General features: G+C 62.4%; 27 protein-coding genes and 2 riboswitches. Of the genes, 10 read left to right on the top strand and 17 right to left on the bottom strand.

Annotation, left to right across the window (positions count from 1 at the left end; translation table 11 throughout):
- Positions 1–7: 7 nt before the first annotated feature.
- From GN300_RS18255 to GN300_RS30010, 12 genes are all read right to left on the bottom strand, one after another.
- Positions 8–1126, bottom strand: coding sequence for an LLM class flavin-dependent oxidoreductase (locus GN300_RS18255; RefSeq protein ID WP_063314817.1), 1119 nt, complete (start codon positions 1124–1126; stop codon positions 8–10).
- Complete coding sequence (locus tag GN300_RS18250; RefSeq protein WP_063314818.1) at positions 1113–2735, bottom strand: ABC transporter ATP-binding protein; 1623 nt, start codon at positions 2733–2735, stop codon at positions 1113–1115. Before GN300_RS18250 ends, GN300_RS18255 begins: the two co-directional genes overlap by 14 nt.
- Complete coding sequence (locus GN300_RS18245) at positions 2732–3622, bottom strand: ABC transporter permease (protein WP_042925872.1); 891 nt, start codon at positions 3620–3622, stop codon at positions 2732–2734. Before GN300_RS18245 ends, GN300_RS18250 begins: the two co-directional genes overlap by 4 nt.
- The gene (locus GN300_RS18240; RefSeq protein ID WP_063314819.1) at positions 3615–4613 is read right to left on the bottom strand and encodes an ABC transporter permease; all 999 of its coding nucleotides are present in this window, start codon (positions 4611–4613) and stop codon (positions 3615–3617) included. Before GN300_RS18240 ends, GN300_RS18245 begins: the two co-directional genes overlap by 8 nt.
- A gap of 2 nt (positions 4614–4615) precedes the next feature.
- Entirely contained in the window at positions 4616–6253 is a 1638-nt protein-coding gene (locus GN300_RS18235; RefSeq protein ID WP_003944291.1) for an ABC transporter substrate-binding protein, read from the bottom strand.
- A 139-nt stretch (positions 6254–6392) separates the two neighbouring features.
- A complete protein-coding gene (locus tag GN300_RS30015; RefSeq protein WP_310504006.1) occupies positions 6393–6482 on the bottom strand; it encodes a putative leader peptide in 90 nt (29 codons plus the stop codon).
- 8 nt (positions 6483–6490) lie between these two features.
- Positions 6491–6585, bottom strand: a riboswitch (SAM riboswitch).
- 17 nt (positions 6586–6602) lie between these two features.
- Positions 6603–7193, bottom strand: coding sequence for a GNAT family N-acetyltransferase (locus GN300_RS18230; protein WP_047269464.1), 591 nt, complete (start codon positions 7191–7193; stop codon positions 6603–6605).
- Positions 7194–7201: 8 nt separating this feature from the next.
- Positions 7202–8311, bottom strand: coding sequence for an FAD-dependent oxidoreductase (locus GN300_RS18225; RefSeq protein WP_063314820.1), 1110 nt, complete (start codon positions 8309–8311; stop codon positions 7202–7204).
- 10 nt (positions 8312–8321) lie between these two features.
- Complete coding sequence (locus GN300_RS18220) at positions 8322–9293, bottom strand: ABC transporter substrate-binding protein (RefSeq protein WP_063314821.1); 972 nt, start codon at positions 9291–9293, stop codon at positions 8322–8324.
- A 34-nt stretch (positions 9294–9327) separates the two neighbouring features.
- Complete coding sequence (locus tag GN300_RS18215; protein ID WP_054781841.1) at positions 9328–10113, bottom strand: amino acid ABC transporter ATP-binding protein; 786 nt, start codon at positions 10111–10113, stop codon at positions 9328–9330.
- Positions 10110–11084, bottom strand: coding sequence for an amino acid ABC transporter permease (locus tag GN300_RS18210; RefSeq protein WP_003944440.1), 975 nt, complete (start codon positions 11082–11084; stop codon positions 10110–10112). Before GN300_RS18210 ends, GN300_RS18215 begins: the two co-directional genes overlap by 4 nt.
- A gap of 109 nt (positions 11085–11193) precedes the next feature.
- A complete protein-coding gene (locus GN300_RS30010) occupies positions 11194–11271 on the bottom strand; it encodes a putative leader peptide (protein WP_350318888.1) in 78 nt (25 codons plus the stop codon).
- 7 nt (positions 11272–11278) lie between these two features.
- A riboswitch (SAM riboswitch) is annotated at positions 11279–11373 on the bottom strand.
- Positions 11374–11572: 199 nt separating this feature from the next.
- Here GN300_RS30010 and GN300_RS18205 point away from each other — a divergent pair.
- The 8 genes from GN300_RS18205 to GN300_RS18170 all read left to right on the top strand — a co-directional run bounded on the left by GN300_RS18205 (position 11573) and on the right by GN300_RS18170 (position 18048).
- The gene (locus GN300_RS18205; RefSeq protein WP_003944404.1) at positions 11573–12340 is read left to right on the top strand and encodes a sulfite exporter TauE/SafE family protein; all 768 of its coding nucleotides are present in this window, start codon (positions 11573–11575) and stop codon (positions 12338–12340) included.
- Between the two features lie 37 nt (positions 12341–12377).
- Positions 12378–13193 (top strand): HAD-IIA family hydrolase, encoded by an 816-nt coding sequence (locus tag GN300_RS18200; protein WP_003944345.1) that lies wholly within the window; start codon positions 12378–12380, stop codon positions 13191–13193.
- 290 nt (positions 13194–13483) lie between these two features.
- On the top strand, positions 13484–14041 hold the full coding sequence (locus GN300_RS18195) for an alternate-type signal peptide domain-containing protein (protein ID WP_047269467.1): 558 nt from the start codon (positions 13484–13486) through the stop codon (positions 14039–14041).
- A 4-nt stretch (positions 14042–14045) separates the two neighbouring features.
- Positions 14046–14612 carry a hypothetical protein gene (locus GN300_RS18190; RefSeq protein WP_063314822.1) on the top strand — a complete coding sequence of 189 codons (567 nt, stop codon included), beginning with the start codon at positions 14046–14048 and terminating at the stop codon, positions 14610–14612.
- A complete protein-coding gene (locus GN300_RS18185; RefSeq protein ID WP_063314823.1) occupies positions 14609–15253 on the top strand; it encodes a signal peptidase I in 645 nt (214 codons plus the stop codon). Before GN300_RS18190 ends, GN300_RS18185 begins: the two co-directional genes overlap by 4 nt.
- Positions 15254–15281: 28 nt before the next feature.
- Positions 15282–15839: a SipW-dependent-type signal peptide-containing protein gene (locus GN300_RS18180; protein ID WP_190287650.1), complete on the top strand. Its 558-nt coding sequence runs from the start codon at positions 15282–15284 to the stop codon at positions 15837–15839.
- Between the two features lie 5 nt (positions 15840–15844).
- The gene (locus tag GN300_RS18175; protein ID WP_190287649.1) at positions 15845–17452 is read left to right on the top strand and encodes a signal peptidase I; all 1608 of its coding nucleotides are present in this window, start codon (positions 15845–15847) and stop codon (positions 17450–17452) included.
- The gene (locus GN300_RS18170) at positions 17452–18048 is read left to right on the top strand and encodes an alternate-type signal peptide domain-containing protein (protein ID WP_054782213.1); all 597 of its coding nucleotides are present in this window, start codon (positions 17452–17454) and stop codon (positions 18046–18048) included. Before GN300_RS18175 ends, GN300_RS18170 begins: the two co-directional genes overlap by 1 nt.
- Positions 18049–18091: 43 nt before the next feature.
- Here GN300_RS18170 and GN300_RS18165 read toward each other — a convergent pair whose 3' ends face one another.
- From GN300_RS18165 to GN300_RS18155, 3 genes are read right to left on the bottom strand one after another with little or no spacing between them, the layout of a single operon-like run.
- The gene (locus GN300_RS18165) at positions 18092–19315 is read right to left on the bottom strand and encodes an O-succinylhomoserine sulfhydrylase (protein WP_172403504.1); all 1224 of its coding nucleotides are present in this window, start codon (positions 19313–19315) and stop codon (positions 18092–18094) included.
- On the bottom strand, positions 19312–19740 hold the full coding sequence (locus GN300_RS18160) for a rhodanese-like domain-containing protein (RefSeq protein ID WP_007726822.1): 429 nt from the start codon (positions 19738–19740) through the stop codon (positions 19312–19314). Before GN300_RS18160 ends, GN300_RS18165 begins: the two co-directional genes overlap by 4 nt.
- A gap of 46 nt (positions 19741–19786) precedes the next feature.
- Positions 19787–20212: a hypothetical protein gene (locus GN300_RS18155; protein ID WP_007726820.1), complete on the bottom strand. Its 426-nt coding sequence runs from the start codon at positions 20210–20212 to the stop codon at positions 19787–19789.
- A 230-nt stretch (positions 20213–20442) separates the two neighbouring features.
- Between GN300_RS18155 and GN300_RS18150 the strand changes: the two genes are divergently transcribed.
- Both GN300_RS18150 and GN300_RS18145 read left to right on the top strand, forming a co-directional pair.
- A complete protein-coding gene (locus GN300_RS18150; protein ID WP_003944405.1) occupies positions 20443–21840 on the top strand; it encodes an FAD-dependent oxidoreductase in 1398 nt (465 codons plus the stop codon).
- A 109-nt stretch (positions 21841–21949) separates the two neighbouring features.
- Complete coding sequence (locus tag GN300_RS18145) at positions 21950–22789, top strand: amidohydrolase family protein (RefSeq protein ID WP_223304639.1); 840 nt, start codon at positions 21950–21952, stop codon at positions 22787–22789.
- On the opposite strand, the gene GN300_RS18140 is transcribed toward GN300_RS18145, so the two are convergent.
- Positions 22693–23175: a DUF456 domain-containing protein gene (locus GN300_RS18140; protein ID WP_042924222.1), complete on the bottom strand. Its 483-nt coding sequence runs from the start codon at positions 23173–23175 to the stop codon at positions 22693–22695. The two genes, GN300_RS18145 and GN300_RS18140, sit on opposite strands and share 97 nt — an antisense overlap.
- On the bottom strand, positions 23172–24407 hold the full coding sequence (gene purT, locus GN300_RS18135) for a formate-dependent phosphoribosylglycinamide formyltransferase (protein WP_003944342.1): 1236 nt from the start codon (positions 24405–24407) through the stop codon (positions 23172–23174). Before purT ends, GN300_RS18140 begins: the two co-directional genes overlap by 4 nt.
- Positions 24408–24442: the final 35 nt, after the last annotated feature.

Raw genomic sequence — 24442 nt, 5'->3', positions numbered from 1 at the left:
ACTCGCGCTACGCGAACTGATTGACGGGCAACTGGAAGCCCAACCGCTCGCGCAGCGTCGGGGCGGTACTCGGTCGCGGATTGAGAGTTGGCACTACGTCCGTCGCGATCTTCTCCACGGCGGCGGCCAGCGCCAGTGGACGCAGAACCACACCGTCGATCCCGGCGAGCCCACCGATCTCACGCAGCAGCGCAGTCAAACCCGCGCTGTCACCGCGATAGAACAGCGAGTGCGGGGCATACGGCGCTCCCGCCCATTCCTCGAGTTCCGCCAAAGCGTCGTCGGCGGCACCGCGATCGGCGCCGAGGAGCACGTCGACGTCGAGGAGAACCCGCACGCTGCGCCCGAGGGCGGCGGCACTCGCGTGGACCAGCTTGGCCGTAGTTTTGGCCTCGGCGAGATCGGTTGCCGAGATCCGAATCAGATCTCCGCGCGCAACCGCGAGTTCGCGAGCCTCCGGCCTGCTCGCGTCGACGGCGATCAGCGGCTGCCCCTGCGGGGAGCGCGGCGTGATGGACGGGCCCTTGACGGAAAAGTTCTTTCCCTCGAAGTCGATGTAGTGCAGCTTGTCCCGATCGATGAATCGTCCGCTCGCAGCGTCACGTATCTCGGCGTCGTCCTCCCAGCTGTCCCACAGCCGACTGACCACCTCGACAGCCTCGGACGCTTCCTCCCACGCAGACTCAGGACCCTGCACTGTCTTTCGGCCGAACAACGCCGCCTGCTCGGCGGTGTCGGACACCGCGACCTGCCAACCGGCCCGCCCAGCAGACGAGTAGTCGATACTCGCGACGGCCTTGGAGATGTGGAACGGCTCGGTGTGCGTGACTGTCGCAGTGGGGATCAGACCGATGCGCGAGGTCACGGCACTCAGCCGCGCCGCAGTTGCCACCGCCTCCAATCTCCCGCGCACTGCGTGCCGGCCTTCGGATTGCAGTCCGAACGAGTCAGGGAGGAACGCCAGATCCACCCCACCCCGATCCGCGGTGGTCACCAGGTCCACCCAGTACGACGGTGTGAACAGATCTTCGGCGCGTGAGTCCTCGCGTCGCCAGGAGTACGGATGAGCTCCGGTGCCCTCGAATTCGAGACCGACCAGGAATGCTCCGGAACTACGCTCGGACATGTTCGGCCTTTCGTGTCGAATGATCCCGCCCGGGGATCGCCTCGAGAAGTGTGCGTGTGTACTCGTTTCGGGGATTGTCGAAAATCTCGGTGGTAGTGCCGATTTCGAGCAATCGCCCGGCCTGCATGACGCCGACGACGTCGCTGATCTGGCGAACAACCGCCAGATCGTGGGAAATGAAGAGATAGGTCAAGCCCAGTTCTCGCTGCAACTCGTCGAGTAGCGCCAGAATCTGCGCTTGCACCGAGACGTCGAGAGCGGACACAGGTTCGTCGAGAACGAGCAGGTCCGGCTTCAAAGCGAGCGCACGAGCGATCGCCACCCGTTGACGCTGGCCGCCCGAGAGTTCGTCCGGTTTGCGGCTCAGGAACTGCTCGGGAAGTGCAACCTGATCGAGCAACTCTGCTGCACGACTCTGCTGCTGGCTGCGTCCACCAACCTTGAAGGCCCGCAGCGGCTCCGCAACGATGTCCTGGACGGACAATTTCGGGTCGAGTGATGCATAGGGGTTCTGATACACGAGCTGGATCCTTCGGCGCAGCTCACGCAGGTCGCTGCCCTTGACCTTCGTGATGTCCTGGCCGTCGAAGGTGATGGTGCCGGCATCCGCCTGCTCCAATCGCACGACAATGCGTGCGGTGGTCGACTTGCCGGAGCCCGACTCCCCCACCAGCGACACCGTCTGACCCCTCGGAACAGTCAGCGACACTTCGTTCACCGCGGTGATCGAACTCCCGCGTCCGACGTTGAAGTGCTTGGTGATTCCCGTCAGGGTCAGCAGCGGGCTGGTGTCCTGGCGGACCGGGCGAACGACTGGTCCCGAGGACAGGCTCGGCGCAGAGCTCAGAAGTTTCTTCGTGTACTCGTCTCGCGGGTTGTCCAGAATATCCGCGGTGCGGCCGGATTCGACGATCCTGCCGCCCTGCATCACCAGGATCCGGTCCGCGCGGTCTGCGGCCACACCCAGGTCGTGCGTGATCAGGAGCACGGCGGCACCGGATTCGGCAATCCGCTCGTCGAGATGGTCGAGAATGCGCCGTTGAACCGTGACGTCCAGAGCACTGGTCGGCTCGTCGGCGATTACGAGGGCCGGGGTCGCGACAAGCGCGATACCGATCAGAACGCGTTGCCGCATACCGCCGGAGAGCTCGTGCGGGTACTGGCGTGCTCGGATTTCCGGCCGGTCGATACCCGCGCGCTCGAGCACCTCGACGGCGTCCAACCGGGCTTTGCGACGGTCTGCGAGGCCGTGGATCCGGAGGACTTCTGCAACCTGGTCGCCGATCCTCGTCACCGGGTTGAGCGAGGTCGTCGGATCCTGCGGCACCAAACCGATACGCGCGCCGCGGATTCGCTGCCACGCACGGTCGGAATACGAGTCGATCTGTTCACCCTCGAACTCGACGGTCCCGCCGGTGACGTGGCCACTGCCGGCGAGCAGACCCAATATCGCGTGGGCCGTGGTCGACTTACCGGAACCCGATTCCCCTACCACCGCAACTACTTCGCCCCGACCGACGGTGAAGCTCACGCCGGATACCGCGGGCTCGGCGCCGTAGGCGATCTGTAAGTCGGTGACGGAAAGCAACTGTTCCTCGGTCGTGCTCATCGCCGGTTGTTCCTTTCGATCTCGTGGCCGATACGGTGTGCCGAGATGACCACGGCGACAATCGCGAGACCGGGAAGTGTGGTCATCCACCAGGCATTGGCGAGGAAATTACGTCCCTCGGATACCAGCGATCCCCATTCCGGGGTAGGCGGAACGGCGCCGAATCCCAAGAAGCTCAGAGCCGACACCGCCAGTACTGCCTGCCCGAACTCGACAGCGGACAGCGCGACCACCGGCGCGTAGGAGTTGGGAAGCACGTGCCGACGCAGGACACCGAGCCACTGCACACCCGAACTGAACGCGGCCTCGACGTACTGAGCTCCGCGCACCCGCATCACTTCGGCACGCATCACTCGCGCGAAATTGGCGACCATACTGACGCCGACAGCAATGGCGACGTTGATGGTGCCGAAGCCGAGTGCGGTCACCAGTGCCAACGAGAGCAGCAGCGCCGGAATGGACAGCAGCACGTCGACGATGCGCATCAGCACGGCGTCGACGACGCCACCGACAAAGCCCGCGAGCAAACCGATTATCGATCCCGCCACCAATGCGATTCCGACCGCCACCAAGGTTGCGGTCAGGGACAGCGCGGCGCCGTGCACGAACCGTGTGTACAGGTCACGACCGAGATTGTCGGTTCCGAACCAGTGAGCCAGGCTCGGGCCCTGCAGTTTGTCCGCCGGGACACCGGACAACGGATCGCCGCTGGCAAAGAATCCGGGTGCGACGGCAAAGCCGATGGCAAGCAACACGATCAACACCGGAATCACCAAGCCGGGCTTTCGGATCCAGCCGATGGCCGTGGACTTTCGGCGCGAAACAACAGGTGCCTTCGCCTCGACGGTCGGATCGAGGAGTAGGGGTTCGATCAATGTGTCAGACATGAGCCGGCTCCAGATCGGTCGAGCTTTCGGTATTCGACTTTTCGGTGTGACTCTTCTTCGTCTGGATGATCCGTGGATCTATCAAGGGGTAGAAGAGGTCGACCGCGAGGTTGACGAGCACGAACACGAGAGAGGCGAACACAACGACTCCCTGCACCACCGGGATGTCCTGCGCCATCACCGACGTCTGTGTCAGACGGCCGACGCCCGCGCGGGAGAACACCGTTTCCACAACCACCGAGCCCGCCAGCAGCGTGCCGACCAGCACACCGGCAATGGTGAATGCCGGAATGCTCGCCAGTCGCAACGCGTGACGGGTCTGCACGCGCCAACGGCTTGCGCCCTTGGCGTACGCAGTCTCCACGTGCGGCGAACGTAGCGTCGACTGCAGGCTGGTCGTGAGCACCTGCGCGATCACCGCGCCGGTCGGGATCGCCAAGGTGATCGCCGGAAGAATCACCGTTGCGAATCCCTTGTCTCCGAAAGCGGGGAAGATGTGCAGACGGAACGAGAACAGCTGCAGAAGAATCAGGCCAACCCAGAAGGTAGGCACCGCCACACCCAGCGGCGGCAGCGAGAACAACAGATTCGCGAGCCACCGCTTGCGGGTGTAGGCAGCGAAGAACGCGATCGCCACTCCGAACAACACGGCCAGAACCAAAGCGGTGGTTGCCAAGACCAGAGTGCTCGGCAGCGCCGAGAAGATGGCATCCGTCACCGACTGACCGGTGGAGATGGACGTACCGAAATCGCCGCGAAGAGCATTCGTCAGCGACGTCCAGTACTGCACCCACACCGACTCGTCCAAGCCGTACCGTGCCCGAAGCTGATCGAGCGCAGCCTGATCCACTGCAACACCCTGACCGGACGAGTCGGCAGCCATGCTGACGGGATCACTCGGCAGGAGGAACAGAATCACGAACGAGATGGTGAAGGCGGCCCACAGAACCACTGCGGCCTGGCCCAGTCGGGTGAGTACGTATCGAGTCATGATTACTTACCCGACAACCATGCGTCGTAGAACTGCAGGCGCGAGGAGGCTTCGAAGTTCAGGTCCTGCACACTCGATCCGGCGCCGATGGCCTGCGAGAGCTCGATGGTGGGGATGGAGAGTCCACGGTCGAGGATCAATTCCTGTGCGGTGGATACCAGTTCGCCGCGTTGGCCGTTGTCCGTGGCTGCAAGCTGGTCTGTGAGTACCTTGTCGAGCTCCGGATCTGCGCCGCGACGGTTCAGGTTGCGGCCTTCGGTGCTGAACGATGCCCGCAAGATGTCGGCGTCCGCGCGAGTGCTGTTGTAATACAGCGAATCGTAATCACCCGATACTCCCTTCTCGGTCCATTCACCGTTCGAGACCAAGTTGAGCTGCAGGTCGACGCCGACCTTCTTGAGCTGCTGCTGCACGAGCTCGAGGATGGCCTGGTTACCCGAGAACACCGGACTGAAGGTGACGCTGAAAGTGAGCTTCTGCCCGTCCTTCTCGCGGATACCGTCGCTGCCGGTCTTCCAACCAGCCGCGTCGAGGAGTTTCGCCGACTTGTCGGCGTCGTACGTCACGACACTGGATTCGTCGCTGTAGAGCGGAGTGGTGTGAGCCAGCGGGCTCGTGGCCGGGAAGAACGACGGATCCAGAACGGTGTCGACGAGTTCTTGGCGGTTGATCGCGGGAATGATGGCCTGACGAACAGCCTGATCAGCGAGAACGCCGCGACTGACGTTGGGCTGGAAGAAGAAGCTCACACCCGGGTTCGGCCTTGTGAGGATTCGTCCACCCGCGCCCTCGATTTGCGGCGCATCCTGCGGAAGCGCATCGCTGACCGCATCGAGCTGGCCGGAGGCCACGCTGCCCGCCCGCACACCGGATTCGGGAACCACCGTGAAGTCGACGCCATCGAGGTACGCCTCGCCCTGATGCGCGACCGCATCCGAGGCCCAGTTGTATCCCGCACGCTTGGCGATCTTGACGCTCTTGTCCTGCTGCCAGTCGGTGTACACGAACGGTCCGGAGGCGATCACCGCTGCACCGGGGCAGCGCTGCTCGGATGCCAGCGCGGTGGTGGAATCGGCGAGGATTCCGAGCTGTGGCGTCGAAGTTGCTTGCAGGAACTGAACATTGGGTCCGGAGAAATTGATCTTCGCCGTGTGAGCATCTACGACGTCGGTACCGGTGTACGAGGACAGGTAACTCTTCGCCAACGACGCGTTCGGTCCCAGGTTCTTGACCGAGTCGAAGGTCTTCTTCACCGAATCCGCCGTCACCGGTGTGCCGTCACTGAAGGTGGCGTCGTCGCGAAGGACGAACGTGAAGCTAGCGGCGTCGGGGCTGATCTCCCAACTCTTGGCGAGCCACGGGGTGATCTCTCCGGTGTCGGGATTTTGATCGGTAAGCGAATCCACCACTGTCCGAGTGACATACACGGTCTGGTTACTGCCGGCCTGGGCCGGATCGGCGCACGTCGGCGCCTGCGACAGACCGTAGCGAAGGGTTCCGCCGGACTGGGCGGGGCCTGCGTCGGCAGCACTGTCACTCCCGCTGCTGCAGCCGGCGAGGACGGTGCCGAGAACCGAGACAGCACCGATACCGGCGATTACGGTCGCGCGTTTGCGGGCACCGAATGAGGGCGAAGACACCAAGAACTCCTAAAGAGGCATGCCGAAGAGCGCACCCGTCGCCTGAGACGAAAAAGGCGATCGAGCACGAATCACTTGTGAGAGAAGAGAAAACAGACTTGTCGACGACTCGCCTGAGTGTGAATGACTGACCGAGAGGTCAGTTGGTACAGAAAGATCCCGCGGTGCGGCACAGGTCTACGTGACGACGCGACCAGGCGGTATCGAAACCGCCTTCGACTGCCTTCATTTCGTGTTCCTCCATCGGTCCTGGCGGTAGCACCCGCACCCGATCACTCGGGGGGTTGCTGCGACGTCAATGAGCCAGGTCTCTCGGTCGCTCTGGATGGTCGTTCGCAAGTGTACGAGGTCAAACCCGGGTGTTGTCAACCCGGTCGGTAGGAATTGCTGCTCGAGTCACATTTTCGAGCACCCGAAGCTGCTTCTCGAACGGGTGGACGCCCACTTCTTCGGGCGAGAGCGAAGCGTCGTAAAGCGGTGTGTATCCACTGGACAGATACAGCGCGACGGCCTCCGGTTGCCGAGGCCCTGTCGTGAGGAACACCCGACTGTATCCGCGAAGCTCGATCTCTCGTTCCAACTCACGAACGACGGCCTTGCCGAGGCCACGCTTCCGATAGTCGACCGACGTCCAGATTCTCTTCAGTTCCGCAGTGGTGGAATCGAATTGACGAAAAGCACCGCCGGCGATCGGCAGACCGTCGTGGGTGAGCACCAGAAGCGCACCCTGCGGGTAGGCAAATTCTTCTGCCGGATACGTCGTGAGATCCTCGAGCATCGCTTCGCGAGTCCCGCCGTAACGCGAACTGTATTCGAGTGCCAACTCCGCGATCAGTGGAGCTGCCAAGGGATCGTCCTGCGATACCGAATAGACCTCTACCGCTCCGACACCCTCGAGCTGTCGAGTTCCGAGCTCCAGTGCCACAACACTTTCCTCCATGAATCTGGTCAACGCTCCCCCAGCCTGAAAACTTCCGGAGCGAGGGTGGTTCCGTCGACGAGGTCCGCCACAAGTTCACCCAAGGCCGGACCGAACTTGAACCCATGCCCCGAGAATCCCGCCGCCACCGTGACGGCGCCGACTCGGTCGATGACGAAGTTACTGTCCGGCGTGCTCGTGTACAGGCAGGTGAGCGACTCGACACGGGTGGAATCGACGCCGGGCAACCACGACTCGGCGTACTGGGCCAATCGCTGCTCTCCGTCGACATCAGGGGTGTAGTCACGGGTCTGCGGAGTCACCACCGGCCCGGTCGCGTGTTCGCCGATCTTGATCCCGTCCTCGGAACCGAGCCCGTAGATCCCCGCGGTCTCCAATTCTGCGCCGGTGTGGTGGACGAAACTCGGCCACTCGACTCCGGGATCGAGCGGTGCAAAGTGGGCCGGTTGTTCCTGTGTCGTGCGCAGCGTCGGCAGTACGATCTCGGAGCCGAGACCGCTGTCTGCGATCAGATCTGCAGTCCACGCACCGGCCGCGATCACGACCTGACGAGCTGCGAGCGTTCCACTGTCCGTCACCACGTCCACGCCGTAGGACGCTCGCGCGAGTGCCAACACCCGAACATCGTGACGGACCTCGGCACCGGCAAACACCGCTCCCGCCTTCAGAGCGGTCACGGCGCGGTCCGCGTGCAACCGGCCTGCGTCGGGGTGATGGAGCACCGTGGTGTCGAATCGCAGCCCCGGCCAACGGGCGGACGCCTCGGCAGGAGTGAGGATCTCACCCTTGATGCCCGCCTCGCGAAGTATCTTCGCCTTGGACTGCACTGCCTGCGGCAGGCCGTGATCAACGGCACCGGTGAGTTCCAGGAACCCGATGTCCGTCGTGGTCTCCAACTCCCGCCACAGCGGCAGCGCGCCGGCCGCCAAACCTGTGTACCGGTGATTGTCGTAGGCCTGCCGGTAGATACGCGAAGTACCGTGCGACGCACCGTGCTTGTGACTCGGCCCGAACTGTTCCAACTGAATGACGCTACGTCCGCGTGCCGCGAGCCGCCATGCGGCGGAGGACCCGACGAGTCCTCCGCCGATGACGATCACATCGAGAATCTCACTCATGGACGAGAGCTCACTTGGTCTTCGGAAGGCCGGGCGGGTTGATCAGGGACGTGTCGACGGCTTCGCTGGTGATGTTCCAGCGCTCGAGGATCTGCTGGTACGTGCCGTTCTCGATCGTGTGGTTGATCGCGTCGTTGATCGCCTTGATCAGGCCGTTGTCCTTCTTCACCAGCACCGCGATCTGCCCCTGCAGGGTGTCGCCGGCCCCGGAGAACTCACCGACAACCTCGGTCTCCCCCGACTGCTTGGCGTGGAACTGCGATGACGGGTTCGGGCCGAAGTAGGCGTCGATCCGGCCGGACTGCAGCGGGAGGTAGTAGTCGGTGGTGTTCTGGTAGTAGGAGATGTCGGTAGGCGCCAGGCCGGCCGCGACGTTCTGCTCACTCCACTTGACCAGCAGCGCTTCCTGATTGGTGCCCGAGGAGACGGCGATCTTCTTGCCCGCGACGTCCTTGGGTTCCTTGATGGAGATTCCGGCACCCTTCTTGGCTTCGAAGGCGAGGGTGTCGAGACGGTAGGTCGCGAAGTCGTACTTCTCCTTACGCTCCTCTGTGACAGTCACATTGGAGAGGAAGGCGTCGGCCTCACCGGAGTCGATCCGGACGAAGTTCTGTGCCCAATCTGCTGTCTGCAGGTCGACCTTCAAGCCGAGAACGTCACCGATCAGATAGGCGAAGTCGGTCTCGGAACCGATGAGAGTGGTGTCGTCGTCGGCGTAGAAACGGAGCGGCGGAGCGGAACCGGCACTACCGGTGACGCGCAGCGTGCCACGATCGCGGATGTCCTGAGGTAGCTCGGCGGCGATTGAATCCACCTTGTCGGTGCTGATGCGGTTCTGATCGGCCGTGAGGTTGTAACCCGCAGCAGCGGTGACCTGGGCGCCGTCGGACTCGGCGTCCGCGCTGCTGCATGCAGCGCTGAGCAATCCGACGGTGGCAAGCGCCGAGATCAGAAAAGTCGCGCGACGGGATGTGGAGAACATCAATTTTTCCTTCCGGGAATGAGTCTGGGTCGCGTCAGAGGACGCGGGAGAGAAAGGCTTTGGTCCGTTCGTGGACCGGATTGTCGATCACCTGCGAAGGCGGGCCCTGTTCGACGATGACGCCGCCGTCCATGAAGACCGCAGTGTCCGCCACTTCCCGAGCAAATCCGACCTCGTGTGTGACGATCACCAAGGTGGCGCCGTCACGGGCCAGCTGAGCCAGGACTTCGAGAACCTCGCCCACCAGTTCCGGGTCGAGCGCCGACGTCGGCTCGTCGAAGAGAATGACCGCCGGCCGCAGTGCCAGCGCTCGCGCTATCGCGACGCGCTGTTGCTGGCCACCGGAGAGTTGGCGGGGATACTCGTCCGCCTTGTCCCCCACTCCCACTCGCTCGAGCAGCGCGCGGGCCTCGCGGTACACCTCGTCACGATCACGCTTCTGGGCCGAGAGCGGCGCTTCCACCACGTTTTCCAATGCGGTCAGGTGCGGAAACAGGTTGAAGTTCTGGAACACGAATCCGATGTGCGAACGCTGTTTCAGGATCTCGCGGTCACGCAGTTCGTGGAGTCGATTTCCCTTGCGCCGGTATCCGATCAGCTCTCCGTCGATCCGTACGGTTCCGCGGTCGACTTTTTCGAGGTGATTGAGGGTTCGCAGCAAGGTGGACTTACCGGAACCCGACGGACCGAGAATGACGGTCACTTCGCCCTTGCGAACCAGGAGATCAACGCCGGCAAGTACTTCCAAGGCACCGAAAGACTTGTGAATTCCGCGTGCTTCGACGGCGTACACCGAATCTTCGGCCAGTTCTGCGGTCATCGGGTAGCACCTCTCGGAATATCGAGACGCGCATCGCGAATCTCTTCGAACTTCTTGCGCGCCTTCTGTACCGGAGTCAACGGAAGAGCACGAGCGGATCCTCGTGCATAGTGGCGCTCCACGTAGTACTGACCGATCGAGAGCAATGTCGTGAGGATGATGTACCAGATCGTGGCGACCATCAGCAGGGGCACGACTCGTCCGTTGCGGCCGAAGATGACCTGCACCTGGTAGAACAGTTCGGCGATTGCCATGGTGGAGACGATCGACGTTCCCTTGAAGAGTCCGATGACCTCGTTGGCGGCGTTGGGGAGGATCGCCCGCATTGCCTGCGGGAGAACGATCTTGAAGAACTGGCGACTGCGCGGAATGCCGAGCGAGTGAGCAGCTTCGATCTGACCGTGATCCACCGAGATGATTCCGGAGCGAATGATCTCGGCCGAGTATGCAGCCTGGTGCAGCGCCAAACCGATGACTGCTGCGGTGAATCCGCCGATCACACCGCTGACCTGGAAGGTGAAGAACTCGGGCCCGAAAGGTATTCCGAGAGAAAGTGTCTGGTACAGGTAAGTGATGTTGAACCAGAAGAGCAGCTGCACGATGAGTGGAATCGAGCGGAAGGCCCAGATGTAGGTCCAGGCGATCACCTGCAGGACCGGATTCTTCGACAACCGACCGAGCGCCAGGAAGACACCGAGACCGAAACCGAGGATCGTCCCCCACAAGGTCAGTTTGATCGTCATCCACAACGCGGCGAGCACTGATTTCGCGGTGAAGTACTGCGCGAACGTCGGCCAGTCCCAGCCGGGGTTGACGACGAGCCCGTGGATGAACTGAGCAAGCAGGACCAGCACGACCGCACTGATCACCCAGCGCAGCGGGTGCCAGGTGCGAGCGACGACAAGCTCCGAGTCGGGAAGTTGCGACTCGGACACCGACTTTTCGGGGCGGACATCGGTGGGCGCGCTCACGGCGCGCTACCTGACGGAGTGGACATGACGAATAGACCTTTCGGGGAATGGGAACGCAGCTGTGTCCTCGAGTTGGTGTGCTCGAGTTGCGAAGACGACGAGAGTTCGGTCAGCGACAGTGACACGAAGCGGTGCGGCACAGATCGATGTGACGTCGCTTGTGCGCAGCGTGCGAAGTGGTACCCATGTGATGCCTTCCATCGGTCCTGGCGGTAGCACCCGCTCCCGATCACTCGGGGGGTTGCTGCGACGTCGACGAGCCAGGTCTCTCGGTCGCTCTGGATGGTGAGCAAAGACTAGACGCGAAATGTCGAGTCGTCAAATGTTGTATTTCCCTGCACTGCAAGGGAAATGAAGGGTCCACGATGTTGAAATCGCATTGATTCCAACGGTGTCCGCAGCCGCGTTCGGCGTGTTGAATGGAGCGTTCGAATGGAGACCGGGACCGCCGTCCGGACTGACTTTTCCTCTGCCGTACCGTCTGCGGAGTGAGTGGACTCGACGCTTTCTTCATCTTGTTGGCCGGTATCGGCGCGGGCGCGATCAACGCCGTGGTCGGCAGTGGAACGCTGATCACGTTCCCGACGCTGGTCGCCTTCGGCATGCCGCCCGTGACCGCAACCATGTCCAACGCGGTCGGGCTCGTCGCCGGCGGAGTTTCGGGTACCTGGGGCTACCGACGTGAGCTGTCCGGACAGTGGGATCGACTGAAGTGGCAGATTCCGGCGTCACTCGCCGGGGCACTACTCGGTTCGTGGTTGCTCATGCATCTACCCGAGAAACTGTTCGAGACCATCGTTCCGGTGCTGCTGGTCCTCGCTCTCGCGCTCGTCCTCCTCCAACCACGCATCCAGGCGTGGGCCAAGAAGCGTTCCACCGAAGAAACGACGCTGTCCACCAAGAGGCTGATGCTCCTGACCGCCGGCACTTTTGCAGTCGGGATCTACGGCGGGTACTTCACTGCCGCGCAGGGCATCCTTCTCATCGGTGTGATGGGTGCCATCCTCCCGGAAACCCTCCAGCGCATGAACGGCGCGAAGAACCTGCTGTCGCTGCTCGTCAACATCGTTGCAGCAGGGATGTACATCACTCTGGCATTCGATCAGATCAATTGGGCAGCAGCCGGTTTGATCGCTGTCGGGTCGCTCGGTGGTGGCGTTCTCGGCGCCCGCTACGGACGGCGCCTGTCCCCCACTGCATTGCGCTACACGATTGTCGTCGTCGGCCTGATCGGACTGTGGCGCCTTCTCGCTTGACCGCCCACATCGGGCGCCACCCGCACATACTGGAGTAATGACCAGTACAGAAGATCAGACCGGTTGGACCTACCTCATGGACATGGACGGGGTTCTCGTCCACGAGGAGCACTTGATACCTGGAGCGGACACGTTCCTGGCAGAGCTGGCGTCGAACGACATCCCGTACATGGTGCTCACCAACAACTCCATCCGCACCCCGCGTGACCTGCGAGCACGCCTGCTCAATTCGGGACTCGACATCCCGGAGAAGTCGATCTGGACGTCAGCGCTCGCAACCGCGACGTTCCTGGCCAACCAGCGGCCGGGCGGCAGCGCCTACGTGGTCGGCGAATCGGGCCTGACCACTGCCCTGCACGACATCGGTTACGTTCTGACGGACAGCGACCCCGACTACGTCGTCCTCGGCGAGACGCGAACGTACTCCTTCGAGGCAATCACCACCGCCATTCGCCTGGTCGAGCGTGGATCGCGGTTCATCGCCACCAACCCGGACGCCACTGGACCGTCGCGAGACGGCTCGCTGCCGGCCACCGGCTCTGTCGCGGCACTCATCACCAAGGCAACCGGACGCGATCCCTACTACGTCGGCAAGCCCAACGCCTTGATGATGCGCTCAGCCCTGCGGTCCATCGGCGCTCATTCCGCCAATACGTTGATGATCGGCGACCGCATGGACACCGACATCGTCTGTGGCCTCGAAGCCGGACTGCAGACGATTCTGGTGATGACCGGGATCTCGACCCGCGCGTCGGTAGAGCTCTATCCCTATCGCCCGACCATCGTCCTCGAGTCGGTCGCCGATCTTGTGGGAACAACAACCGATCCATTTCGTAGCAACACAAACAATTGATTCAAATTGCAAAACAAAACCGAAACTCGGTAATTAACTGGTAAAAAACAGCAGATTTGCCAGGTTCCGACTCGTCCGCTTTGTCCAACTGAACAAACCAACGGTTTTATTCGCACCAAACTTACAAACGAGTAGTTAGACGCAGGTCAAAGATCATTTCGACACCGAGTGACAGTTGGACTCCAGTCGTAAAATTGATTTTTCGAAAAGTGGTAACGAATCGTTTGCCGTGTCTGATACTCATGTCTGAATGGCCCCATTTCGGGTCCCAGACATGAAATGAGATTTTCATGAAGAAGCAGACCAAGGGTGCGATCGCTGCTGCGGCGGCCGGTGCCCTCCTCCTCGGCGGTGCCGGCTCGCTCGCAGTCTGGAGCGATTCGGCCGACGTCAGTGGCGGCGGGCCCGTCACGTCCGGCGCCCTCGACCTGAGCTCTTGCGCACCGGTCGGTGGCGGGTGGAACTCCCTCAACCCGACGAAGACCGCGATCACCAACATCTCGGCTTACCGAATAGTCACCACCGAGAGCATCGAATACACCTGCGACGTCACTGTGACCGCAGTGGGCGATCGTCTCGCGGCTGTTCTGACCGCTGATACGGCCGGAATCGTTCCGGGTGCGAACAGCGCCGAGCTTGCCGCTGCTGTCGTGCCCGTGACGACAATCAAGGACACTGGCGGCAACCCGATTTCGCAGATCACCAAAGCCCAGAACGGAACGATCGTCCACGTCGGAGTCCGGCTGAACTTCAACGAGGTGGCCAATCAGGTCGCGCAGAACCAGTCGCTGAACTTGTCGGCGATGAAGTTGGTCGTCACTCAGACAGCACTGACACCGGCCCCGTAATTTCATGAGGAAAAAGGTCTGGGGAGCGATCGCAGTCGCGGTGGCTGCTGTAGCGGTGTTTGCATCGACACAGCAGTCGCTCGCGCTGTGGTCCGATTCGGCGAGCGCGAATGGCGGTACGGCGACAGCCGCCAGCGTCAACCTCACGGTTGGTACATCTGCCGGAACCAGTGCGGCGTACACCCTGGCGAACTTGACGACGGCCGCGACGCCCGTTGTCCCGGGAAACACGGTGCAAGCACCGCTCACCGTCAAGAATTCGGGGACTGATCCTCTGCAATGGCGAATGCAGTCGACGACCGCATTTACGGGATTCACGTTGACCACTTACGGAGTCGCCAACGAAGGCGCCTGCCCTGCCGGCGTCAACACCGCGGCTCCGGCAGTGACCCCACTGACGTCCGGATCGATGGATGCATCGCTGCAGTACCCGGTTTCACCGGCGTACATGCCGAGTCCACTGGTCTCAGGCGGTACGTACATTCTGTGCTTGCGACTCACGGTAGGCGTCGGGGCGGTCTCAGGTGCAACAAGCACCACGACCTTGACCTTCCAGGCAGGTCCGGTATGACAAAACACTCCACGAAGCGCACCGATCGCACCGGCCCACTCTGGTGGATCACCTCTATCGTCAGTTGGACACTGCTGCTGGCAATTTCGGCAGTCATCGTCGCAACGATTGTCGTTCCCTTCTTTGCCGGAGCACAGCGCTTCACGATTCTGACCGGTTCGATGCGCCCGACGTACAACCCTGGATCACTGGTAGTGGTCAAACCTGTCGATCCGTCCGAACTGGGGATCGGTACACCTATTACGTACCAGCTGGAATCGGGTCAGCCGACCGTCGTCACGCACCGGATCATCGCCACAAGTGAAAACCAGAAGGGTGAAAGAACTTTCATCACCCAGGGCGATGCGAACGGTGAGCCTGACGAGAAGGAAGTGCGGCCGGTGCAGATCCGGGGAAAGGTCTGGTACAGCCTGCCTTATCTCGGTTACGTGAACACCTGGCTGACGGGAGAGCAGCGCACCGTGATCGTGGTGATCGTAGTGACCGCTCTACTGCTGTACGCGTCGTACATGATGATCAGCGGCATCCGTGACGGCCGGAAGGAGCGGGCTCGAGCCCGATTGGCTCCTGACCCTGCAACTTTCGCGCCCGCAGACTCCGCCCAGATCGAGAAAGGCCAGCACGATGCCCTCGCGCCCTGACCGTCCGGCCCATCGGATTCGTCACCTGTTGACCAGCACGCGTTTTCGCGCGCTGCTCGCGCTGGGGATGGTGCTTGGTGTCGGCGGAGTGACCACGCTCGCGGCCTGGACGTCTTCCGCCACGGCAACCTCGGGCAACATCACGACGGGTTCTATCAATCTGCAGTTGAACAGCACCGCCCAGCCCACCCTGACCAAGTCCCTGAATTTCAGTGAGCTTGGCAAGTCCGGAATGATTCCCGGTGATTCGAACACCGCTCTGATCAAGGTCAACAACCTGGGCACAGCGGCAACTGTCCCACTGAAGTACACGATCACGTCTACGAGTAGCGGTGCGTTGACGACTTCTCTACGAATGACGGTTTCCTCCAACGGAACTGTTGCCAACAAGTGCACTGACGGCGCCAACGTTGTGTCCTCGCTCGCGCTGACACTCACCGCGAATCAAGCCATCGGTAGCCCCGACCGCCCACTGGCGGTCGGGGCTACCGAGAATTTATGTGTCTCGGTGCAGCTTCCGACAACACCGACACCGCCGACGAACAGCACGTCGAACATCGTCCTGACCTTCACGGCAAAGGTGTGATGGCAATGGCTCGACACACGAAAAAACATGCAAAGGCCTCGATGCAGAACCGGGTACGGGAAGTCCTGCTCAGCCTGGGAGCCCTCGCAGGCTTGGTATCCATCATCATTTTCATCGCCGGTCTGGCTTTCGGTATCACCCCGCTGATCTTTCGGAGTGGATCGATGTCACCCACGATCGATACCGGTGCTCTCGCATTCGCGCGCACCGTGCCTGCTTCGGAAGTGCTGGTCGGTGACATCGTCAGCGTCTCCGACAGCCAAGGCACGCGCATCACCCATCGTGTGGAATCAATAGATCAGCAGGGCAACAACCTTGCCGTCGCACAACTGCGTGGTGATGCAAATCCGATCGCCGATCCCGATCCCTACGTCATCACCGAAGCCGATCGCGTCTTCTTCAGCATCAACCGCCTCGGATACGTGGCAGTCTGGCTGTCCGGACCGAGTGGGCTTGTGCTTGGTGCGATTGCCGTCGGCGGGCTCCTGTACATCGCGTTCCGTCGACGTGAGGCTTCCGACGCGGAGGAACCTCAGCGGGATCGTCAGGACATACGCGGCGACTCCCATGCCCTCAAGGCCATCGTCGCCTTGGCTACGGTCGGTCTCACGGTGGTCGGTGTGTCCCAGATCGGTGGTACCAAGGCGGGGTACACCGACACAGCCGCGGCAACAAGCATTCAGTTCGGCACTGCTGCAACCTTTCCCACGTCGCCAAGCACAGCCAGTTGCGCGGTGAATTTTGCGCTCGTTGTTCCGGTCGCAGTAACGATCACTTGGCCCGCGACTGTCGGAAGCTCATACCGCCTCATCGCTCGCGACGCCAGCGGAAACCTTTTGGGGTCGAACGACTACACCGCAACGTCTACTACAGGCTCCATGAGATACGGCTCGGGCGGTACAACAGTCGCGTTCCCGCTCATAGTCGGCACCTACAACATCGAAATCCATGGACTGAGCGGCACGTCGGTCACGCCGTCGTACTCCGGCTACCAATTCAGCATTCTCGTCGGCCTGCTCTACTCGTGTGGCGGTCCGATCAGCGGGACATCTGCTCTCAGTCGATCGGCAGCGCCGGCACTGGCGGCAGACGCTCCGAGCACTCCTACTACGGCCGTCACTTCCACGACCGCCTCATCCACCACGCCCACCACGACATTGGCGCCGGCTGTGACAACCACCAGCACAACTGCACCGTCGACAACCACCAGCACAACTGCACCGTCGACAACCACCTCGTCACCGGCTACAACTACGGCGCCCCAGACGACGACCGCTACAACGACAACGACAACGACAACGACAACGGTGCCACCAACTACGACCACCCCGAGCGAGGTTCCCGTCGACGCCCCGGCGACCACGACCGGTCTCAGCGCCCAGAAGCTCTCGACTGCCAGCGGAACGGTTGTGTCCGTGTCGAATTCATCGGGCGCTGAGGTATATCGAGGTCCCGTTGACAGCGACGCTGTCCTGCATTGGCTCACCGGTACCGATCAGCTATACGTAATCACCCCTTCCGGAGTCACCGTCATCGACACGTCAACGGGAGTCTGGGCCGAATCTCCTACCCCGAGCGAACTTCCGGACGAAATCAAGGCACTGGTGCCGTGATGAAGAAGACGACGAAGGCTGCAATGGCAGTCGCCGCGGCCGGAGCTGTATTGCTCGGCGGCTCGGGCACATTGGCGAAGTGGACCGACAGTGCGACCCTGACAAGCGCCGCTGTCCAGTCCGGGACCCTGGATCTGGGAGCATGCGTGACCACGAACGGCGGGGGCTGGTATTCGCAGGTCTACGTCAACGCGCCCACCAATCCGAATCCACTCGTATATATCCCGGACATCACTACCTACCGGCTCAAGCCCGGATTCAACTACACGTATTTCTGCGATTCGAAGGTGATGGCCACCGGCCCACGTCTGAAAGCGAACGTGACAGTCGACAAGACCAAGTTGAGCGGCGGGCTCGCAGCCGCCAACATCGACCTTCGCACGTACGTCACGGATCAGAGCAACAATCTGCTGTACGACAGCACAGCACCGACGCCGAACCTCATCGCGGTCACGTCGGCCCTGAACAACACCAATCTGACGGCGCAGGTGTTGTTCACGATCTACCCCACCGACACGACAAGCTCAGGTCTCACACTGAATACGACGGCGTTGACGATCGACGTCAAACAACTGGGTCTCACGCCCGCACCGTAGAACGCCTTGCCGTCGGAAGTTCGAGGCAAGGCGCTCCAGCGATTCAGCCGAGTGCTCGCTTCAGATCAGCCAACAGATCAGCCGTGTCTTCGAGCCCGACGGACAGACGGACAACGCCGTCTGTAAGACCCACTGCTGCACGGCCTTCCGGCCCCATGGCCCGGTGCGTTGTCGTGGCGGGGTGAGTGATCAACGACTTGGAATCTCCCAAGTTGTTGGAGATGTCGATGACGCGCAGGCCGTTGAGAACCTCGAACGCCCGCTTCTTGCCCTCTCCGTCAGGCGCATCGAGCTCGAACGTGACAACCGTTCCGCCACCGCTCATCTGAGACTTCGCGAGCTCGTGCTGCGGATGCGACGTCAGGTACGGATACTTGACCCACTTGACGCCGGAGTGTCCTTCGAGGAATTCGGCGATCTCGAGTGCCGAAGCCACGGAGTGCCGAATACGAACCGGCATCGTCTCCAGGCCCTTGAGCAGAGTCCACGCATTGAACGGGCTGAGCGCAGGACCGGTGTGCCGCATCAGTTCTCGAACGGGACCGCTGATGTATTCCTCGGTACCGAGAATCGCGCCACCAAGCACGCGCCCCTGACCGTCGATGTGCTTGGTGCCGGAGTACACCACGACGTCGGCCCCCAGATCGAGGCTGCGCTGCAGAAGCGGCGTCGCGAAGACGTTGTCCAGCACTACCTTTGCACCGGCTGCATGAGCAAGCTCCGACACCCGTCGAACGTCGACGAGAGATTGCATCGGGTTGGACGGCGTCTCGAAGAACACTGCCGTGGTAGGCACGGACAGCGCCTCTTCCCACTGCGCGTTGTCCTCACCGTCGACGAAGACGACCTCGACTCCCCAGCGCGGAAGAATCTCGTTGCACACCACGAAGCAGGATCCGAAGAGACTGCGCGCAGCCACCAATCGGTCGCCGTTGGCCAACAGTGCGCCCAACGCCGTGAAGACTGCCGACATTCCGCTGGCAGTCGCAAAGCAGGCTTCTGCACCTTCGATGAGACGCAGACGCTCTTCGAACATCTTGACGGTCGGGTTGCCGTAGCGGGAGTAGACAAAATGATCCACCTCGCCGGTGAAGGCTTGTTCGGCGGCTTCTGCACTCTCGTAGACGAATCCGGAGTTGAGGAACAGCGCTTCGGAAGTCTCCTCGAACCCGGTACGCATCAGTCCGCCGCGAACACCGAGGGTGCCGAGACCGACGTCGTCCGGCAGCGCTCGTTGAAATGCGCCACCCTGGGGAATTCCGCTCACTGCTGCCTCCATGGCAAGCCGATGGCCCGCCAACCTACAAGTCCGCGATGTCCGTCGGCACCCAATGCGCCTTCGAACCCGTCGAGCACGTTGTACGACGGGCCGATGCCCGCCGCAGTCGCAGCTTCCGCCGCACCGATGGAACGTTGTCCGGATCGACACAGGAAAATCACCGGACGCTCCGACCCGGAGGAATCAGCAGTGATGCCGGCTTCCTTCAACTGGTCGACGAAGTTGTCATTGCGCGCGCCGGTCGGGTGGCTCACCCATTCGATCAGTGCAGCCTGCTTGCCGAGGGAGGACACATCGGGGACACCGACGTACTTCCACTCCGCATCGGTCCGCACGTCGACCAGCACGGCGTCGGGGTTTTCGCGGAGCAGCTCCCAGGCTTGCTCCGGCGTCAGATCGCCTGCGTAACTCACGTAGTCCATGTTTTCACAAGACTGCCGTGAGCGCCTGAGCGGGCCGTCAGTTGCAGACGACCCAACGGTTGCCGTCACGGGTCAGGGCCCAGGTCGAGACTCGCTCGCCCGCTCCGCCACCGGTGATCGTCACGTCGGCCCGGGCGCGATCGCCGTTGACCGCGACCCCGTCCACACCCTTCAGCTCGACCGTCCCGTCGACGCCGGCCATAGGACCGTTGCTCGAATTGAAGCTCGCGCAGGTCAGGGTCTTGATCGTCTCCGCGTCATTCCGATTCTCGGCATCGACGTAGTCGGTGACGGAGCGGCTCACGCGGTCCGACTCGGTGACGTTCTCCTCGGCCGGCGAGATCCACGATGCGACGAAGATTCCACCCAGGATCAAGGCGACGATGGCGACAGCCAAGAGGAACGGCCCCGCAGACGCCTTCTTGCCATCGATGTTGTCGGATTCGCGCAGCTCGTCACTCATAACGCCAATAGTCCCCCACAACTTGAAATTGTGGCCCGTCAAGGATCAGGCCCCTACCCCGGATACCCGAGACAACAGGAGAATGGGAGGAAAGAATAGGTTTACCCACAACCGATCGAGTGAGAGTGTGGATCCGTTCGGCCGCAACCGAGGCACTGTGCTTAGGTTCGGCTAAATTGGATACTTGTCGATATGTTGTCCGAACTTCGAAGAAGGTAGCTGTCCTCACGATGACTGACTCCAACCGCCCACTCCGGGTCGCGATCGTCGGCGCCGGCCCCGCCGGCATCTACGCCGCCGACGCCCTCATGAAATCCGACACCGCAGTTTCCGGCCGCGGCGTCAGCATCGACCTCTTCGAGCGCATGCCCGCGCCCTTCGGCCTGATTCGTTACGGCGTCGCGCCTGATCATCCGCGCATCAAGGGCATCATCACCGCCCTGCACAAGGTGCTCGACAAGCCTCAGGTACGCCTGCTCGGCAACATCGACTACGGCACCGACATCACCCTCGACGACCTGCAGTCGTTCTACGACGCGGTCATCTTCTCCACCGGCGCCAACGCCGACCGTGCGCTCGGCATCCCGGGCATCGAACTCGACGGCAGCTACGGCGCGGCCGACTTCGTCTCCTGGTACGACGGCCACCCCGACGTACCGCGTACGTGGCCGCTCGAAGCCGAGAAGGTCGCAGTCCTCGGCGTCGGCAACGTTGCCCTCGACATCGCCCGCGTTCTCGCCAAGACCGGCGACGAACTGCTGCCGACCGAGATCCCCGCCAACGTCTACGAGGGCCTCAAGAACAACAAGGCCGTCGAGGTTCACGTCTTCGGACGCCGCGGCCCGGCCCAGGCCAAGTTCACCCCTCTCGAACTGCGCGAACTCGACCACTCGCCGACCATCGAGGTCATCGTCGACCCCGAGGACATCGACTACGACGAGGGTTCCGAGCAGGCTCGCCGCAACTCCAAGCAGGTCGACATGGTTGCGAATACGCTGCAGGACTGGGCAATTCGCGACGTCGGAGCCCGTCCTCACAAGCTGTTCCTGCACTTCTTCGAATCTCCCACGGAGATCCTCGGTGAAGACGGTAAAGTCGTCGGCCTGCGCACCGAGCGCACTCAGCTCGACGGCACCGGCAACGTCAAGGGCACCGGCACGTACAAGGACTGGGATGTCCAGGCCGTGTACCGCGCCGTCGGTTACCTCTCGCAGAACATCACGCAGTTGCCGTTCGACGACCAGGCCGGCACCGTCCCCAACGACGCCGGACGCGTCGTCGCCGACGACAACGCCGAGGGCGCAGCCCGGTTCATGCCGGCCACCTACGTCACCGGCTGGATCAAGCGCGGCCCCGTCGGCCTCATCGGCCACACCAAGGGTGACGCCAACGAAACCGTCGCGAATCTTCTCGAGGACTCCGTCGACTTCGCGGGCGCCGCGAACCCCGACGAGAACGCCGTCATCGAGTTCCTCGAAGGCAAGCAGGTTCCGTACACGACCTGGCAGGGCTGGTACCGCCTCGACGCGCACGAGCGCAGCCTGGGCGAGCCCGAGGGCCGTGAGCGCATCAAGGTCGTCGAGCGTCACGACATGCTGAAGGCATCCGAGCCCGACCGCGCGAACTGAGTGCGCGGAAGTAACTGAACAGAAGCCCTCCACCGGCCCGACGCGACCCAGGTCACATCGGGCCGGTGGTGTGTGCAGGGACCCAGGGCAACAGGGCAAAATAGACCCCGTGTTTGACGCCCATGTGCATATCATCGACCCGCGCTTCCCGCTGGTCGAGAATCACGGGTACCTGCCTGAGCCCTTCACCGTGGCCGATTACCGGGCCCGGATTGCCTCGCTGAAGGGCCTCAGCGTTGACGGCGGCGCGGTGGTGACCGCGTCGTACCAGGGCAATGACCAGGAATACCTGAAAGCTGCCTTGTCCGAACTTGGCGAAGGCTGGGTGGGCGTCACTGCTTTGCCGCTCGATGCGACGGATGAAGACATCGTTGCTCTGGACGCACTGGGAGTACGTGCCGTCCGGTTCAACCTGCGCCGCGGCGCCACCGACCTGCGTCTGCTTGCCGATCTTGCCAACCGCGCATTCGATCTGGTCGGTTGGCACGCCGAGTTCTACGTCGATGCCACACTGTTGCTGTCGTTGGAACCGGTCTTCGCCAAATTGCCCGCGGTGAGCATCGACCATTTGGGAATGTCCACCCGCGGACTGCCGTATCTCCTCAACCTCGTCGACCGCGGAGTGCGCGTCAAAGCCACCGGGTTCGGCCGCACCACCATCTCCGACGTCAGCGATGTGCTGCGCCAGATCCACGCGGTCAATCCCGCTGCGCTGATGTTCGGCACCGATCTACCCGGTACACGGGCACGTCGAGCGTTCGAGGTCCACGACCTGGACGTGATCGCCGACGCTGTCGGCGACGACCTGCCCGCGGTCATGTGCGACAACGCCCGCTCCTGGTACCGCTGCGCTCAGGTGAACGCAACGGCTCCCAGCCACAGCCCCGCCGCGATCAGCGCTCCGAACAGTTCCACCAGCATGGACAATCCGACTGCCTTCACCGCGTGAAGCGTCGACGACCAAGCGATGTCGTAACGGCGCAGCCGCGCTAGTTCCGCGAAATACGTTCCGACGATGAATCCGAGGAACAACCCCACGACCGGAATCACGAAGAACCCGATGATGCCGACGACGCCGCCGACCACCACCGACAGGTTGGGCACTCCCCCGGACTTCATCCGCTTGCCCGGCCACGTGTACTTCACGATCCCGGTGACCACCAGTGCCAGCGCGGACAGCGCGAACACCGTCCACGCCGTGGCACCACCGGTCATGATCGCCCACACCAGAATTGCACCGAAAACGAGAAGCGTCCCCGGGAGAATCGGAACGACGACACCGATCAGACCGACCAGGATGACCAGCCCGACGAGGACCTCGGCCGCTGGACTCATCCGACGGGACGCACCTTCGACGCAGCCTCGCGAGCACGGTCGCGTGCAGTAGGCACATCGGCGGCCGTCGACACTGCAACACCCATGCGACGACGCGTGAAGCTCTCCGGCTTGCCGAAGAGCCGCAGGTCCGTCTCGGGAACCGCGAGCGCCTCGGCGACGCCGTCGAATCCGATCCCCTTTGCCTCCACTCCGCCGTAGATCACTGCCGATGCTCCCGGAGACGTGAGCGTCGTGTCGACCGGCAAGCCCAGGATCGCGCGGGCATGCAGTTCGAACTCCGAAAGTCGCTGCGTCCGCAGAGTCACCAATCCGGTGTCGTGCGGCCGTGGGCTCACTTCGGAGAAGAAGACGTCGTCGCCCTTCACGAATAGCTCGACGCCGAAGATGCCTCGCCCGCCCAGAGCCGTGGTCACCTTCTCGGCGACGTCTCGGGCCGAGGCGAGGGCAACCGCGGACATCTGCTGCGGCTGCCACGATTCGATGTAGTCTCCGGCCTCCTGCAGGTGCCCGATCGGTTCGCAGAACGACGTCTCGACCTGACCGCTCTCACCGACGGCTCGAACTGTCAATTGCGTTATCTCGTAATCGAAATCGACAAAGCCTTCGACGATCACCCGGCCGTGATTCACACGACCTCCGGCCATCGCGTAATCCCATGCGGCGTCGAGATCTTCGGCGGATCGAACCGTCGACTGTCCCTTCCCCGACGAGGACATGACTGGCTTGATGACGCACGGGAAACCGATTCGGTCTGTCGCTGCCTGCACTTCGGCAAGCGAGTCCGCGAAAGCGTACGGCGAAGTGGGCAGGCCCAACTCCTCGGCCGCGAGCCGACGGATTCCCTCACGGTTCATCGTGAGCTGGGTGGCTCGGGCGGTCGGAATGACCACCGCACCCCCGCGTTCTTCGACGAGTGCAAGCGCATCCGTCGCGATGGCCTCGATCTCGGGAACCACGAAGTGAGGCTTTTCCAACTCGATGACGGCAAGCAGTGCTTCCGGATCGGTCATGTCGACGGTATGAGCACGATGAGCCACCTGGTGCCCAGGGGCATCGGGATACCGATCCACCGCAATCACTTCGACGCCCAGACGCTGCAGCGCGATGACAACTTCCTTACCCAACTCGCCTGATCCCAACATCATCACGCGGATGGAGTTCTCGGTCAGTGGGGTTCCGAATCGGAGCGGAAGCGTCGGCAGGGGCGAAGGCGTCGAATCAAGCTGCATGGGTGCGACTATATGCCAATCCCGATGCAGGTCAG

This window comes from Rhodococcus sp. Ni2 (genome assembly GCF_021352185.1).
Taxonomy (GTDB): domain Bacteria; phylum Actinomycetota; class Actinomycetes; order Mycobacteriales; family Mycobacteriaceae; genus Rhodococcus_F; species Rhodococcus_F qingshengii.
The sequence above is the reverse complement of the archived record's forward strand: the minus strand, read 5'-3'. Positions and strand labels throughout refer to the sequence as shown.